Here is a 14,615-nt window from a genome sequence, read left to right on the forward strand (position 1 = left end):
GGTGCTTGATGTTTTTAAGGAGAAAATTCAGTTTCTGGTTTTCGATTATTAGTATCATCATCTGTCTGGGTGATTATTTGGGGATTGAGATCGCAAACATCATTCTTGTACGACTTAATCCAATTATAGATACGCTGATCTTCATGAAGCCCTTTGCAAACTGGATGGTTGATGTTAATAATACGGAATGGGCTGCAAGCAGTATATTAATCAGCGTCAGATTTCCCACGTATGTAATTCATTTTGGGACGTTCCTAATTTTAGGACTTCTTATAGATTATCTTATACATATATTTAAACAGAAGTAAAAAGCGAGCAGTATTAGCCGAGATGAGGAAAGGTGAGATGAGATGAGCGGAGCAGAGGGAAAGCTTGAGTTGGAGAGGATTGTTTTTATAGGAAGGACCTTTGAGGAGTATTTGCAGATGTTCAAATTGAAAGAAAAGGATCTTGTAGGCAGGCGGATTTTGGATTGTCCTGCAGGTGCCTGCTCTTTTACAGCGATATCGAATCAGTTAGGGAGTGAAGTGACTGCTGCGGATATCGCTTATTATTACTCTGCGGATGAGCTTGAAGATAAAGGTATTCAAGATATTGAGCATGCTATGTCTGAACTGGTTAAGGTACAGGGCAATTTTGTATGGGACTACTTTAAGTCTATAGAGGATTTGACACAAGCGAGGAGTAGGGCTTTAAACGATAACATCAGGGATCAGAGACAAACCCCGGAGCGATATGTTCCTGTGATTTTACCTAATCTGCCGTTCAATGATGAGGATTTTGATCTGACATTGTCTGCGCATTTCCTATTTATGTATAGTGATCGGCTGGATTATGATTTTCATCTAAGGACTGTTAATGAACTTATGCGGGTGACTAGCGGAGAGCTTCGTATTTTCCCTTTAGTTGATCTGTCTTGCAAAAGATATGAGCATCTAGATCGCCTTATAGATGAGATGGTTCAACAAGGTTTCGCTGTGGAGGAGATGGAGGTTCCTTATGAATTTCAAAAAGGGGCAAATCAGATGCTAAGCATTAGAAGAATGAAGCCATAAGATAGTAGATAGCTATAGTTTGTAAAATAAAAAACGAGGGTGTCCCTAAGCTATTTTCATCACTTGGAGACACCCTCGTTTTTTAATATAACCCTATAAAAAATTACGCCACTTTCTCTTTACGTTCTGCTACATAACAAGCAATCCCCAGTACCAGACCGAGTCCTACCAGAACGGCACCGACCCAAGGCAGCGAAGTAATCGCAAGATGAGAAATGACCCATCCGCCGATGAAGGCACCTGTTGCGTTTCCGAGATTACCTGCGGAATGACTGGTTGTAGAAGCGAGTGCAGGAGCGGCCTGAGCCAGACTCATGATCCGTATTTGTAGTCCTGGCATGACCGCAAAGGATACCAAACCCCAGAAGAATATTGTGATGACCGCAGCTACTGGACTATGCATTGTGAAGGAAAAGATCGTAAGAATGACACTAACCGCGAAATAAAGTCCCACGATAGAAGGCATCAGCTTCCAATCTGCAAGCTTCCCGCCAACGATATTCCCGATGGTTACACCACAGCCGAAGAGAACTAGAATCCATGTCACACTATGCTCGGCAAAGCCGGTAACTTCCATTAGCAGTGGCGCTATATAAGTGAACACCGTGAACAAGCTGGCGTTACCAAGCGCACCGATCAGTAAGAATAGAAGCAGTTTAGGATTAGCTAGCGCAGAAATTTGCTGGATTACACTAGCAGGTTTGTCTTGTTTAATCTTTGGAATGAAAATAAGAATGCCGATTAGTGCAGCGACGCCCATGACTGCTATCGCAGCAAATGAGGCGCGCCAGCCCATGTTTTGCCCAATAAATGTTCCTAGAGGAACACCGACGATATTAGCAATCGTTAGACCAGCCATCATAATGGATACGGCTCCGGCCCGCCTATTGGGCTTGACCAGATTAGAAGCGATCACTGCACCAACGCCAAAGAAAGTCCCGTGTGTTAAAGCTGTGATGATACGAGCAACCATAAGAATGGTATAGTTTGGAGCAGATACAGAGATTCCGTTACCCAGAATAAATAATACCATGAGCAGGCATAACAGTTTCTTTTGCGGAATTCGTTGTGTAAGGATGGTTAGAATAGGAGCACCGACAGCTACCCCAAGGGCATACATCGTGATGAGCTGACCTGCAGTAGAAATACTAACCTGTAAATCTTTGGCGACATTTGGTAAAATACCCATGATGACAAATTCAGTCATTCCAATGGCAAAAGCGCCTACCGTAAGCGATAGAATAGAGATGGGGAAAGGTTCTTTGCGTGTTTTTTCCACACGGGCTGGTTCCTTGTTGAGGTTTGGAATTGCGTTCATGGTGCCGATGTTCAACCTTTCTTCTGTCTGTAATGAAGCTCCACCCTTATTAAGATGATAGATCCGACATGTAGTACTGCTTTATATTATTTAGTTTTCTGAAATTATTTTCAAGAGAAATATTTATTTCAGATATTTTCATTTTAAATAATCATAGAAGGGATGAATTATTCATGATGGATGAAGGTGTAGTCCAAGTGCTCGAATTACCAGAAATGAAGCTAATAGGCTTGAGTATTACTTCTTCTTTTGTAGGGCACGAGACGGAAAGAGTAGAAGCGATGAAGCGAGAGCAGTATGATCGTGCACTGGCTATTGAAGTCTATCAGTTTGCTAATCCTACGTGGCCTGATGAGGTTGATGTGTACATTCCATTGCGATGAGAAATAATTATAAGCAAGCAGCTTTAATGGCGCTCCGGCACTTTGACCTCGATTGGACACAGATTCGTTTTATCCAACGATCGGACACCTGCACTTTTGTAATTGAGACAAATAAAGAGGGGACTTTTTTGCTGCGTCTTCACTCAGGGAGATCTAAAGAAGAAATTAACTCCGAAATCGCTTGGCTGGAGCTTTTGAAGAGCAAAATCGATGTCCCCCTGCCAAAAGGCGTTCATGATCGAACGGGTTCTGTTACGTTCAAAGTGGAGCAAGGTAATGAGGATGGTATATATGCATCGTTAATGCGCTGGGTTGAAGGCGAACATGCGAACGAAAGACTTACCGAAGAACAAATTTACAAAGAAGGCGTTCTATTAGCCAAGCTACATAAAGCGGCACAGCAGCTTGAGTTACCTCCAGGCTTTAATCGTCCTGTGTGGGATGAACATAGCTTTAGAAAAGCAATGCTCCGATTAAAGCTGCACTACCATAGTTTTCTTTCGGATGATGAGTTCGTGCTGTATCAGTCTGCGGCTGAGAAATTATACGGCTGGTTAAGCAAGCAGCATAAAAATAAGAACAGAAGGACATATGGGCTCATCCATGGTGATTTACATCAAGGGAACATCATATTTAAAGAGGGTGAACCTCGACCGATTGATTTCGGAAGATGTGGCTGGGGATATTATCTTTATGATGTGGCACATACCATTCTAGGGTTGTATCCTTTACAAAGAGAACTGGTCATTAAGGGTTACGAAAGTGTGGCCAAGCTTGATGGGGAGTGGTTTCAGACTTTAGAGAATTTTACGGTCATGGTTATGATCGAAAATTATTGCCATCACGCACCCGACCCTAGAGAAACCGAGGGACTGAAAGCAGAACAGCCTTATGCACAAGCGATTCTAAGGAATTATCTTAGGGGAGATCCCTTTCTTTTTAACACAATTGAGATTTAGCGTATAAAAATAGGGCTTCATTGGGGAATTTATAAAAAGTTCCCTAAGGAGGCTATTTTGATGAAAAAAAGCTGGATTGCTCCTCTTCTTATCGTAGTTATGTTCTTGCTGGGGCAACAACCTTGCTCCGCTAATGGGTTAGTTCAACCGCAAGCCGAGGCTCCGTCCAGAGCTGATTCGGAACCGAAGCTTCCAGATCAGGATTCCCGCGAGCTCATGTACAAAGACACAATGATGCTCTTTCTTTTACCCCATATTGAGAAAAAAATGGCTGAGATTTATGCGCCACTTCTGACGGTAACTCCTACAGTGTATCCTTATTTAGTAGATGTTACAGATATAAAGCGAGTGAATGGATTTCGTCGGTTTGATTTCTTAATTACACTCAATATACACCCTACAGTGGGTCCACATCTTTCCGTTGGAGAGGATACTATGACTTTTAGAATCACTCCTGGTCCTAAGGTGAAGTTAGAATCATTCAAGCATTTGAGAGACCCACGAAAGTCTGACCTTACACCAAATTACCAGAATATCTTGAGATAGTGTGGTAATTAACTCTTACAATCACAATTTCGAACGCTTACCCAGCTAACCACACACTCCGATCTATGGGGTGTTTTTTTTGTGTCTAGAATGGTGGTGGATTATTGGCATGTATGGTATTATGAAAATAGTGGATTTATTGATTTTAGTTACTAAATTCAAATTATGAGGTGTGAGGATTGAGTGATCATAAATTCGAAGACGAACACAGAGATGAAATTTTAAGTGAATTCAATTCTAAAATCACAAGCGATATCACAAGCAGCTCTAAGGATAAAGTTAAGGTAGGCGTAGCGACTAAAGATGGGCAGTTAGGGTTTCTTTTTACGAGGGGAGGTCTTCGGGAAGGGGCTGGCAGAAAAAGCACCGGTATAACTAAAAAGGTATCTTTGACGTTACCAGAAAACATCTGGCAGGAGATAGAGCAGGCCTGTGAGGAACAGAACGTATCTCGCTCCCAGGTATTTCGGAACATTATTGAGGCACATTTTGCAAAGGAATCTAAGGAGAGTTAGGTGAGGTCTTTGCTAATCCATGTGTCAAAAGATTCTCTTAGCACTGCACTACAAGCAGCCTTAAAAGCTATATCCGCGAATAGTTCCTCCCGTGTTCTTTCCGGAATACATATTCAGGCGCAAGCGGAGGGTCTGACTTTAACAGCCAGCAATATAAGAATGACCATTGAATATAAGCTTCCTGTGAAGATGGATTCGATGATTGTACACAAACCAGGTGAGATCGTAGTGCCCGCACGTTATTTTTATGAGATCATCCGCAAGCTTGACCCTAGATTAATTAGGCTGGAAATCGCAGAGACATTGATTCTAAATATCCAATCGGGCTATACTCAGTTTCGTTTATGCGGGATGGACACTGCAGAATTTCCGAGAATTCATTACGTGGATCATCCAAACACCAAAAAGATACGCATGAAGAACACACTGTTGAAGCAAATATTTAAACATGTGGTTTTTGCGGTCTCTTCGTTGGAAACTAGACCTGTGCTCACAGGTGTTTCACTTCAAATAGATAATCAAAACATTCGCGTAGTCGCCACTGATGGCATCCGCCTCGCTCAGCATGTTGTTGAAAACGTAGAAGATAACGGAGCAAGTCCTTTAAATGTCATTATACCGGGCAGCACCCTTGAGGATCTTTTAAAAATAATAAACGATGATGAGGGCAGCAGCACCCAAATTGAGATAGGTCAGAAACAAATCAGATTTATTTCTGATGGCTTGAGGGTTCAGTCTGCGCTACTTGAGGGCACTTATCCCTATGTCGATAATTTAATTCCACAGGTATATATATCCGAAATGATCGTTAAGACAGAGCGGTTGTTACGTGTGGTTGAACGTATTGCTATATTGGCTGGTGAAAGTGTAACGCTTGGTGTACATCCCTCCGGTATACTTCATTTAATATCCAGGACCGCCGACGTGGGTGAGGCAAAAGAGGAGATTCCATTGGAGTATCTAGAAGGTGAATATTTTCGAGTAGCTTTTAACGGAAAATATTTCAGAGACATCCTTCGGGCGATCGATAGTGAGACGCTTAGAATAAGGTTTGCTGGAAAAGAAAGACCACTGGTGATACAGCCTGTAGACATGACTTCGTCCACACTATTTTTAATTACACCAATGAGGACGCAGGATGGAGGATAGGCATATGAGCTTGCTAAGAAGAGTTCTTTTTGCTGAAAAATATTATATTAATTACTTGGAGGGATGATCTATGAATCTGTTTCAGATGGGATCAAAGCCGCTTGGGACCGAACGAATCACAGCATTTTTAGAGGATAATTATGTGAGTATCGGCTATCCCGGAATAGGGGATTTGGAGAACATCAGTAAAGTGGAGCTCCGTGATCGGATGATTCACACATACCAATACAGTGAGTTGGAGCTTATTGAACATATACAAGCCATTCATCTGTTCGTACATACGATGCAGGATGGCGATTATGTGCTGGTGTGTGATGGCGATTGGGTACATCTAGGTGATCTTGGCGATTATTTTTACAATGAATTATTTGACGCACCAGACATCGGTACATGCCATCGACGTGGTGTAACTTGGCTGAAAAGTCTTCCTATAACCGATCTAAACGCAGGGATAAAAGAGTTTCTTAGCAGTAGTGGAGTGGTCAAACAGTATAAGGGGCCGATGCCTAGTGCTCGTGTGGATCTGTGGATTACAGGTTCTTCTGATTCAGAGCAAGCGATGAGTAATCGAATGCATGTGGATGAAGAGACATTATCAATGGCGCTCGATATTTTGAAGGAAGCTCTTGTTAGTGAGAACGCCGAACGACGGGAACGAGCAGCAATTGCAATTCTTCAGTATGCTAAGTAGTGAAGAAAGATTTAAGCTCCACATCCTTAGTAAAAAAGCGTTCCATCCGAACTTCAAATATCGGATGAAACGCTTTTGTTGTATCTATCGATATCTTCCAATAACCCTCAGATAAATTCAACGAATTCATTGACCGGTTTACGATAGCCACGTGGTCTGATTTTATGTTTCTTGTCTTTGCCGATAGTGATCAGCATAACAGGTACCATATGATCGGGTAGATTTAAAGTGGATTGAATTGCTTCCGGATCAAAGCCGATCATCGGGCAGGTATCCCAGCCTTTATCTTTGGCAATCAGCATGAAGTGCATGGCAGAGAGTGAAGCATTCCGAATAGCCTCATCTCTTTGGAAAGCATCATTTCCTTTGTATGCATTGTTAATCGTTTCTATCTCTGCATCATAATCCTCTTGACTCATAGCCCCTAAAGCTTTAAGTCCTCCGAAGATTTCTGGGGCTTTCAGATAAGCATTCTTATCCCCGAGTACCACTATTACCGCTGAGGCGGAGTGGATTTTATATTGACCGTAAGCCGCTTTACGAATCTCATCTTTTAAATTCTCATCAGAAACCACTTTATAATTGGCATGTTGAAGATTATATGCAGATGGAGCCAATCTGGCGTAAGAGAACATTTCCTCTAGTTCATTCTGAGGGATCTTCACCCCTTCAACAAAATTCATAGCAGACCTGCGGGATTCAATCAAATCTGTAAAAGCGCTCATGAGTTATTCCTCCATATGTTATGTATTTGCTTGTTAATTATAAATAAGTGATATTTATAAATGAACTAACTATTAGTTACTAACTCAAAATAGCACAGTTAATTATATTCGTCAATGATTAAATTCACTTCATTTACATTCAGCTCTCTAAGTACTTTGGAATGTCGAAGAATAATTACTATGTTGTAAAATATTGGGATGTAAATTAGGATATTAGGATACGAAAAATTTAAATTGCTTTTATTAATGAAAGGGTGGGAATGTTGAACGATACTAGAGAGCAGTTGATAATTGACTTGCAAAGAATTGAAGAGAACGATTACGAGCTTAAAAGTGGGGAGCAATTAAGGGATTATGTGAAATTGATGCTTGAGTACATAGGAGATCCACAGCCGAAGCTACGAGATGACTTGATCTATTCCACCTTCTACAAATGGATTAACGAGAAACAATGGTTTAGTGATGCGGAGCTTCGTGAACTACTTTTGATTCTCCTTGATGAGCAGCATTTGTTCTATTACATTGGCAGCAAAGAAGATCAGGCTGTGTTCACAAGAACGTTTTCGGTACTGATCGTTGCGCTGATTCTTCAGCGGCATAGGGAACAGGCTTTTTTAGCTAGCGCAGAGTTTACAAATGTGAAGGAAGCGCTGATTAGATATTATGAGGAAGAACTGGATTTACGAGGATTTATGCCAGAAGAAGGCTGGGCACATGCTGCAGCCCATGGCGCAGATGCCTTGGATGAACTGGTACTCTGCTCGGAGAGTGATGCTGCAATAAGAGAAGAGGTTTTGGCAGTCATCCAAAGGATGCTTTACAACGATCAGCACATATTTAGCGACGAAGAAGATGAACGGATCGCTACGATTGTAGCTACAATGATAGATCATCATTTACTTCCACAACAATCTATTGTCGACTGGATTCGCAACTTGGAGCAATGTGGGGGGTGGCCGAGAAGCCGTGGCCAGTACGTTGCTCGTGTGAACACCAAAAATTTCGTTCGTTCTCTGTATTTTAGATTGCTACCATTAAAGAACAATCCGGCAATGGTCGAGGTTTTATTGAAAGCGGAGATGAATTTGAATGAATTTACACAATAAGCATTTAATCATCTATGCATGTATAAAAAATATCGAAAATTATGACTAATTTATTTTAATGTAATAAAAATCACAAAACTTTAGAAAAAATCAAAAACTTTGTGACATTTATAACTTGATAAGTGCTATAATAGAAATATGGCGTTATAAGTTTTTATTTTTTTATTACTATTAAGCAGCAAAGCTTATTTGCAGAGGAGATTCGGATATGTCAGAAACAATCACTCAAACACAACCTGAGCAAGAATCACCAAAATTAGCTGTCACTCAAGAACAAATGAATGTTCTAGAGCAGCTATTGAAGCCTGAAGTTCAGGAGTCGTTAACTGTCTTAGTGGAACAGTTGCCAAAATTAACAGAGCTTGTCGGCGTGCTCACAAAGTCATATGACTTTGTTCAAACTGTTGCTGCGGATGAAGTCTTGAAAAGTGATACGGTAAGTGCAATTAAAGAACTTGCTGAACCAGTGGTGCATTCGGCGAAGAATATGGCAGCTACAGTGATCGAAGCGCAAGATCGTGCGAATGAAAATAGCGATGTGATCGGTGTATTTGGTCTTATGAAGATGATGAAAGATCCACAAGCACAGAAGCTTTTCCGTTTCGTAAATGCTTATCTTCAAGTTGCCGGCGAACGCAGTCAACAGAAATAATATTTTTTATATCTCATTCGTAAGGACGGAGGAAACATCATGTCTAAACATATTGTCATTCTAGGAGCAGGTTATGGTGGTCTACTAAGCGCCTTAACTGTACGCAAGTACCTGAAGAAGGACGAAGCTAAAATTACAGTCGTTAATCAATATCCTACACATCAAATTATTACAGAATTGCATCGTCTTGCAGCGGGTAGTGTTGCAGAAGGTGCTGTTGCTATGCCACTAGCTAAGCTTTTTGCAGGTAAAGATATCGACCTGAAAATTGCAAAGGTGAATTCTTTTTCTGTTGAAAACAAACAAATTACACTATCTGATGGTGTGACATTGTCCTACGATGCTTTAGTTGTGGGTCTTGGAAGCACTACGGCTTATTTTGGCATTCCAGGTCTTGAGCAATACAGTATGGTTTTGAAATCGGCAGCAGATGCTAACAGAATTCACCGTCATATTGATGAGCGTATCCGTGAATATGCGAAGTCTAAAAATCCAGCGGATGCAAGCATCCTAATCGGTGGCGGTGGCTTAACAGGTGTTGAACTTGTTGGTGAAATCGCTGATGTGTTGCCAACACTCACTAAGAAATATGGCGTGGATCCTAAAGAAATTAAACTGATGCTGGTTGAAGCAGGTCCTAAGATTCTACCAGTATTGCCAGATGCATTGATCGAACGCGCAGTGGCAAGCTTAGAAAAACGTGGTGTTCAATTCTTGACAGGACTACCTGTTACGAATGTAGCGGATAATGTCATTGACTTGAAAGATGGTCAAAAAATTATTGCTAACACCTTCGTATGGACTGGCGGCGTACAAGGAAATCCACTGATTGGTGAGTCCGGTCTTGAAGTGAACCGTGGTCGTGCAACGGTAAATGAATTCTTGCAATCCACATCACACAAAGACGTATTCGTTGCTGGTGACAGCGCCGTTGTCTTTGCCGAAGATGGTCGTCCATATCCACCAACTGCACAAATCGCTTGGCAAATGGGCGAATTGATCGGGTACAATCTTTATGCATACTTGAAGGATAAATCATTTGAATCCTTTAGTCCGATCAACTCAGGTACGCTTGCGAGCTTAGGTCGTAAAGACGGTGTAGCCATCGTTGGTGCTAGCTCAACTCCGCTAAAAGGATTACCTGCAACCTTGATGAAGGAAGCAAGTAATATTCGTTACTTGTCCCACATTAAAGGATTGTTTAGCTTAGCTTATTAATTGTATTATTGGAAAACCTGCTCTAATTTGAGCAGGTTTTTTTGTTGATCTCTAGTGGTTTCTACCATGAATTGTTAATGATTGTCCTAGTACGTAGTATTCATTTTTGATATACTATATTGGCTAATATTAACAGGGGAAAATAGGGGAGGATTACGTGATGTTATTCCGACAAAACGATGTCATTCTGTTTCAAGGCGACAGTATAACGGATTGGGGTCGTAATTATGATGATGCTTCATCGCTTGGTGTAGGTTATGCATTGATGGTCGCCGCTCGTCTGGGGCATTTATATCCTGAGAAGAATCTTACGTTCTATAATCGTGGAATTAGCGGCAACCGTGCAGTAGATTTGCAGGAACGCTGGGAGAAGGATTGCCTGAATCTGAAGCCGACTTGGGTGTCCATATATATTGGGATAAATGACACTTGGCGCCGCTTTGATTCTGGTCAGGAAACAACGCCTGAACAATTTGAAGCTGCGTATCGTGACCTGATCGAACGCACGCAGCATTCGCTGGCTGCTAATTTAGTCTTAATCGAGCCATTTGTGTTGCCTGTCCCAGAAGATCGTAGAACTTGGCGCCAGGATTTGGACCCTAAAATTCACATTGTTCGTGAATTGGCACGTGAATATGGTGCATTACTTGTTCCGTTGGATGGCCTGTTTGCTGCGGCATCCGTGAAAGCAGAGCCTGCTTATTGGGCTCCGGATGGAGTACATCCATCACCTGCGGGCCATGCACTTATTGCAGAGGCTTGGCTTAAGACGGTTAGCGCAATTCAAGCTTAATCGTCTGATCATATCACTACATATTTACTTGATTCTATAAGACTAGAACCACTCATTGAAGGAGCAGGTTGTAGTCTTTTTTTTAAATATAAGAATTTATATGCTCCATGCTATAAATTATCCTTATATTTCTCGCTTAAACACTTCGGAAAGTCGATTTCTTTATATTTATGGACGCTGTTATAATTAGGTTATGTTTCTTTTCTTGGAGGTGGTTCGCATTAGGAAATTACTATGGGTTGTACCCTTGTTCTTGGTTGCTCTTTTAAGCGGGTGTAAGAATGATGTGGGCTTCATCAATGCAAGGTGGATCGCCGGAGTGTCTTTAACTCCTGTAACAACTAGTGATCAGAACCAAGTTGATCGACCCGAACATTTTGAGACCCTAATACTGAAGGACTCCGCTCTGATTAAGGCGCTTTCGGAGGCTATGAACAAGAGTGAAAAATTATCAGGTGAGCTAGATTGGGCTCCTGATTTCGATATGGAGCTTGTTTATGGTGATGGCTACTCGGAGGATTATTACATAGCAATAGGTAATGAACTTGGCTATAAAGGTTTATTTACTACAGCTGAGAATGGTGGTCAGGGCTACTCTATTCCGGTGAAAAACGCAGATCAAATAAGACAACTCATCTATGGAACAGCAGATCAGGCGAACATAGAACAGACGGAGTCGCTGGAGTCTTCTGTTAAGGTTACAGGTCCAGTAACGATATCACATAATGATCTCTATCCCTTAACTAATAGAACTGGATTCTTGAATCTGCAGCTTTTAGATGGAACCTACAGTGAGGATTGGACAATACCAGGTCCGTTGATGGGAAGGAATTGGAGTGGCAGATTTGGGCTTGTTCTTATCGATAATCAAGGGAGAACTTTGAATAGCTTTCCACTCAGTGAACATTTTGAGGATCCCATAATATTTAATGATTTTTTTCAAATTCAGTTTGAGGACTATAATGGCGACGGCGATCCGGATTTTACGATTGGTCAGTACGGATCCAGTAACGGTTACTTCTACAAGCTATTTACGCTTAGAAAAAATAACGTTATAGAGGAATTAGGGATCAAACCCGACTCTGATTTATTTATCAGCAGTCCTAAGGGGTATTCGATAAAGCTTGATAAAGTGGATGATCATAGCTTCAAGAGAAGTTATTACGATAATGTAGCGGGTAAACAGATGGAAGATATTTTTCAGTGGAATGGAAGTGCATTTCAGAAGTTAGACAAGTGATTCATACCAGAAGTGAGAGGAATGTGTGATAGATGACGAGTGATACCATACAAGATTTAGAAGGGCTAAAAGCCATAGGGAAAGTAGTAGGACATACCATCGCCGAGATGAAAAAGAAAGTAACTCCAGGTATGACAACAGCGGAGCTTGATAAGATTGGAGCTGAAATTCTAGCGGAATTCGGAGCATCTTCAGCCCCGATGATAACGTATGATTTTCCAGGCAGCACCTGCATCAGTGTGAATGAAGAGGTTGCTCATGGGATTCCTGGTCCTAGAGTGATTAATGCTGGTGATTTGATCAATATTGATGTATCTGCTGAACTGAATGGTTATTATGGGGACGCCGGAGTTTCTTTTCAATTACCACCTTATAATGATGACATTCTTCGTCTATGCCAGAGTGCAGAGGAAACTATGATGAGCGTGATCAATCATCTGAGAGCAGGGATGAAGGTCAATGAGATTGGCAGAATGATGGAACTCGAAGCTCGGAAACGCGGCTATAGGGTGGTACGTAATCTGTGTAGCCACGGGATTGGCAAATCACTCCATGAGAAGCCTTTTGAAATCTTACCTTTCTACAATCCAAGAGTGACTACAGTGTTAAAAGAGGGACAGGTGATTACGGTTGAACCCTTCCTTTCTACTGGAGCAGATTACGTGGAGCAGCAGTCGGATGGATGGACACTGAGTGTCGTAGACAATGGCCGGGTAGCGCAGTTTGAACATACGATTATTGTGACTAAAGGTGAGCCTATTATCCTAACCAAACCATAAAGAGGAGAGTGCGAAATTGAAAATTGCCTTTATACTTTTTGACGGGATTACGTTCTTAGATTTTGCGGGGTTCTATGATGTTATTTATCGATTGGGGCAATTTGAAATCGGCAAAAATTTGTCTTGGGATATATGTGCAGCGTCGGAGGAAGTGACGGATGAGTTAGGTTTCACAGTTAAAGCTGGAAAAGTGCTGCCAGAGCTCTCGGATTATGACATGGTATTTGTACCTGGAGGAATGGGGACACGTCAACTCCGGCATGACGAAGCCTTTGTCTCGTGGATTGCTGGCGCTCACAATGTTCCTTATAAGGTATCCGTCTGCACCGGCTCACTGCTGCTTGGGGCTGCGGGGTTACTAGAAGGTAAAAAAGCCACTACCCATCCATCTGCCTATGAATTACTAAAACCTTACTGTGAAGAAGTTGTGGAGACCCGTATTGTGCATGATGGTAATGTGATTACAGGTGGTGGAGTTTCCACTTCCATTGATCTGGGATTATATCTGATTTCATACTTGGCTGGAGAAGCAGCAATGATTTCGGTAAAAAAGCAGATTGATTATCCATACGAGATGCAGGGGATTGTTCGAATCTGAAGGTAAATACCGGAGGGACCAGAGATGGCTGGACAAAAAATGATGGATATGCTGTTTCAGCAATGGGTAAGCGATAAGGAGCAGTGGGTACAGCTTAGAGATTTGCTGATGAAGGAGAGCAATCTTCCCGGACCACGAGTGAATTTGGAGCTATCAGGCAATTTTGCCAAACATTTTGCCCATCCTAAACTAACAGAGACAGACTGGGAGTTTCTTAATTCATGGGCTAATCTTACAGAGGCAGAAGCTGGGGTGAATGATCCCCGTGAGTTTCTGCCGTTTTGTGCGGTTAGAGCGCTGGGCGCTTATTACAGCTACGCTGAAGAAGAGCAGCGAATTGTGATTCAGAACATCATTAAGACAGCTATGAACGACTCCAGATGGAGGATGCGTGAAGCGTCTGCTATGGCGCTGCAAAGTATAGGGGAGGATGGTTTTTCTCTTGTCAGGCAGCTGATCGACATGTGGGGGAAAGGTGCGAATAGGCTTGAACAACGAGCCTTTGTAGCAGCGTTAGCGCATCCTCCTCTTTTAAAAAAGAAAGAGAATACGCTTTATTGTCTTCAGTTGGCTACTCGAATTATGGAGAGTTTGGGTAGTGGGGAAGTACAATATGAGGACGCTGAGCATTTTCGTGTATTATCTAAGGGACTTGAATACAGCTTAAGTGTATTTGTGGCTTGTGAACCTGAAGCGGGTTTTGCCATGCTAGAGAAATTCGCTAAGAGCCGAGATACCCGAATGATTAAGATTGTGAAGAGTAATCTTGGTAAGTCACGATTGAGTAAAAAGTATGCTCTACAGGTTGCTGAGATCCTTAAGAGTTTGACAATACAGGAGAGGACATGAGGATCAGCTCTCCATTGGAATTATGAAGTGTAGTTTTAC

General features: G+C 41.9%; 18 protein-coding genes. 16 read left to right on the plus strand and 2 right to left on the minus strand.

Features of this window, described 5'->3' with window-relative positions; all coding sequences use genetic code 11:
* Positions 1–8 precede the first annotated feature (8 nt).
* Together NST34_RS11535 and NST34_RS11540 are read left to right on the plus strand one after the other, a co-directional pair.
* Positions 9–308, plus strand: a complete 300-nt coding sequence (locus NST34_RS11535; RefSeq protein WP_076282998.1) for a hypothetical protein — start codon at positions 9–11, stop codon at positions 306–308.
* Between the two features lie 42 nt (positions 309–350).
* Complete coding sequence (locus NST34_RS11540) at positions 351–1,055, plus strand: SAM-dependent methyltransferase (RefSeq protein ID WP_341127819.1); 705 nt, start codon at positions 351–353, stop codon at positions 1,053–1,055.
* A gap of 103 nt (positions 1,056–1,158) precedes the next feature.
* Here NST34_RS11540 and NST34_RS11545 read toward each other — a convergent pair whose 3' ends face one another.
* Positions 1,159–2,373 (minus strand): MFS transporter, encoded by a 1,215-nt coding sequence (locus NST34_RS11545; RefSeq protein ID WP_341127820.1) that lies wholly within the window; start codon positions 2,371–2,373, stop codon positions 1,159–1,161.
* A 173-nt stretch (positions 2,374–2,546) separates the two neighbouring features.
* On the opposite strand from NST34_RS11545, the gene NST34_RS11550 reads away from it, so the two are divergent.
* The 6 genes from NST34_RS11550 to NST34_RS11575 all read left to right on the plus strand — a co-directional run bounded on the left by NST34_RS11550 (position 2,547) and on the right by NST34_RS11575 (position 6,616).
* Entirely contained in the window at positions 2,547–2,756 is a 210-nt protein-coding gene (locus tag NST34_RS11550) for a hypothetical protein (RefSeq protein WP_341127821.1), read from the plus strand.
* Positions 2,753–3,715 (plus strand): phosphotransferase enzyme family protein, encoded by a 963-nt coding sequence (locus NST34_RS11555; RefSeq protein WP_341127822.1) that lies wholly within the window; start codon positions 2,753–2,755, stop codon positions 3,713–3,715. The genes NST34_RS11550 and NST34_RS11555 overlap by 4 nt, the downstream gene beginning before the upstream one ends.
* 60 nt (positions 3,716–3,775) lie before the next feature.
* Positions 3,776–4,261: a DUF3888 domain-containing protein gene (locus NST34_RS11560; protein WP_341127823.1), complete on the plus strand. Its 486-nt coding sequence runs from the start codon at positions 3,776–3,778 to the stop codon at positions 4,259–4,261.
* Positions 4,262–4,440: 179 nt separating this feature from the next.
* A complete protein-coding gene (locus tag NST34_RS11565) occupies positions 4,441–4,776 on the plus strand; it encodes a hypothetical protein (protein ID WP_231573432.1) in 336 nt (111 codons plus the stop codon).
* Positions 4,777–5,925, plus strand: a complete 1,149-nt coding sequence (dnaN, locus tag NST34_RS11570; RefSeq protein WP_341127824.1) for a DNA polymerase III subunit beta — start codon at positions 4,777–4,779, stop codon at positions 5,923–5,925.
* A gap of 70 nt (positions 5,926–5,995) precedes the next feature.
* A complete protein-coding gene (locus NST34_RS11575; protein ID WP_341127825.1) occupies positions 5,996–6,616 on the plus strand; it encodes a hypothetical protein in 621 nt (206 codons plus the stop codon).
* Positions 6,617–6,723: 107 nt separating this feature from the next.
* Here the strand turns inward: NST34_RS11575 and NST34_RS11580 are convergent, their stop codons facing one another.
* Positions 6,724–7,341 (minus strand): nitroreductase family protein, encoded by a 618-nt coding sequence (locus NST34_RS11580; RefSeq protein ID WP_042187213.1) that lies wholly within the window; start codon positions 7,339–7,341, stop codon positions 6,724–6,726.
* A gap of 263 nt (positions 7,342–7,604) precedes the next feature.
* On the opposite strand from NST34_RS11580, the gene NST34_RS11585 reads away from it, so the two are divergent.
* The 8 genes from NST34_RS11585 (at position 7,605) to NST34_RS11620 (ending at position 14,576) form a co-directional block, all read left to right on the plus strand.
* Entirely contained in the window at positions 7,605–8,447 is an 843-nt protein-coding gene (locus NST34_RS11585) for a DUF2785 domain-containing protein (RefSeq protein WP_076283380.1), read from the plus strand.
* Between the two features lie 208 nt (positions 8,448–8,655).
* Entirely contained in the window at positions 8,656–9,099 is a 444-nt protein-coding gene (locus NST34_RS11590) for a DUF1641 domain-containing protein (protein WP_042187214.1), read from the plus strand.
* Positions 9,100–9,138: 39 nt separating this feature from the next.
* Entirely contained in the window at positions 9,139–10,317 is a 1,179-nt protein-coding gene (locus NST34_RS11595) for an NAD(P)/FAD-dependent oxidoreductase (RefSeq protein ID WP_042187216.1), read from the plus strand.
* 160 nt (positions 10,318–10,477) lie between these two features.
* Positions 10,478–11,110 (plus strand): SGNH/GDSL hydrolase family protein, encoded by a 633-nt coding sequence (locus tag NST34_RS11600; RefSeq protein WP_076282991.1) that lies wholly within the window; start codon positions 10,478–10,480, stop codon positions 11,108–11,110.
* A gap of 319 nt (positions 11,111–11,429) precedes the next feature.
* A complete protein-coding gene (locus tag NST34_RS11605; protein WP_076282990.1) occupies positions 11,430–12,350 on the plus strand; it encodes a hypothetical protein in 921 nt (306 codons plus the stop codon).
* 32 nt (positions 12,351–12,382) lie between these two features.
* On the plus strand, positions 12,383–13,129 hold the full coding sequence (gene map, locus NST34_RS11610) for a type I methionyl aminopeptidase (RefSeq protein ID WP_076282989.1): 747 nt from the start codon (positions 12,383–12,385) through the stop codon (positions 13,127–13,129).
* A 16-nt stretch (positions 13,130–13,145) separates the two neighbouring features.
* Entirely contained in the window at positions 13,146–13,727 is a 582-nt protein-coding gene (locus NST34_RS11615; RefSeq protein ID WP_341127826.1) for a DJ-1/PfpI family protein, read from the plus strand.
* A gap of 24 nt (positions 13,728–13,751) precedes the next feature.
* On the plus strand, positions 13,752–14,576 hold the full coding sequence (locus NST34_RS11620; protein WP_076282987.1) for a hypothetical protein: 825 nt from the start codon (positions 13,752–13,754) through the stop codon (positions 14,574–14,576).
* Positions 14,577–14,615: the final 39 nt, after the last annotated feature.

This window comes from Paenibacillus sp. FSL H7-0714, assembly GCF_038003765.1.
Classification (GTDB): Bacteria; Bacillota; Bacilli; order Paenibacillales; family Paenibacillaceae; genus Paenibacillus_AQ.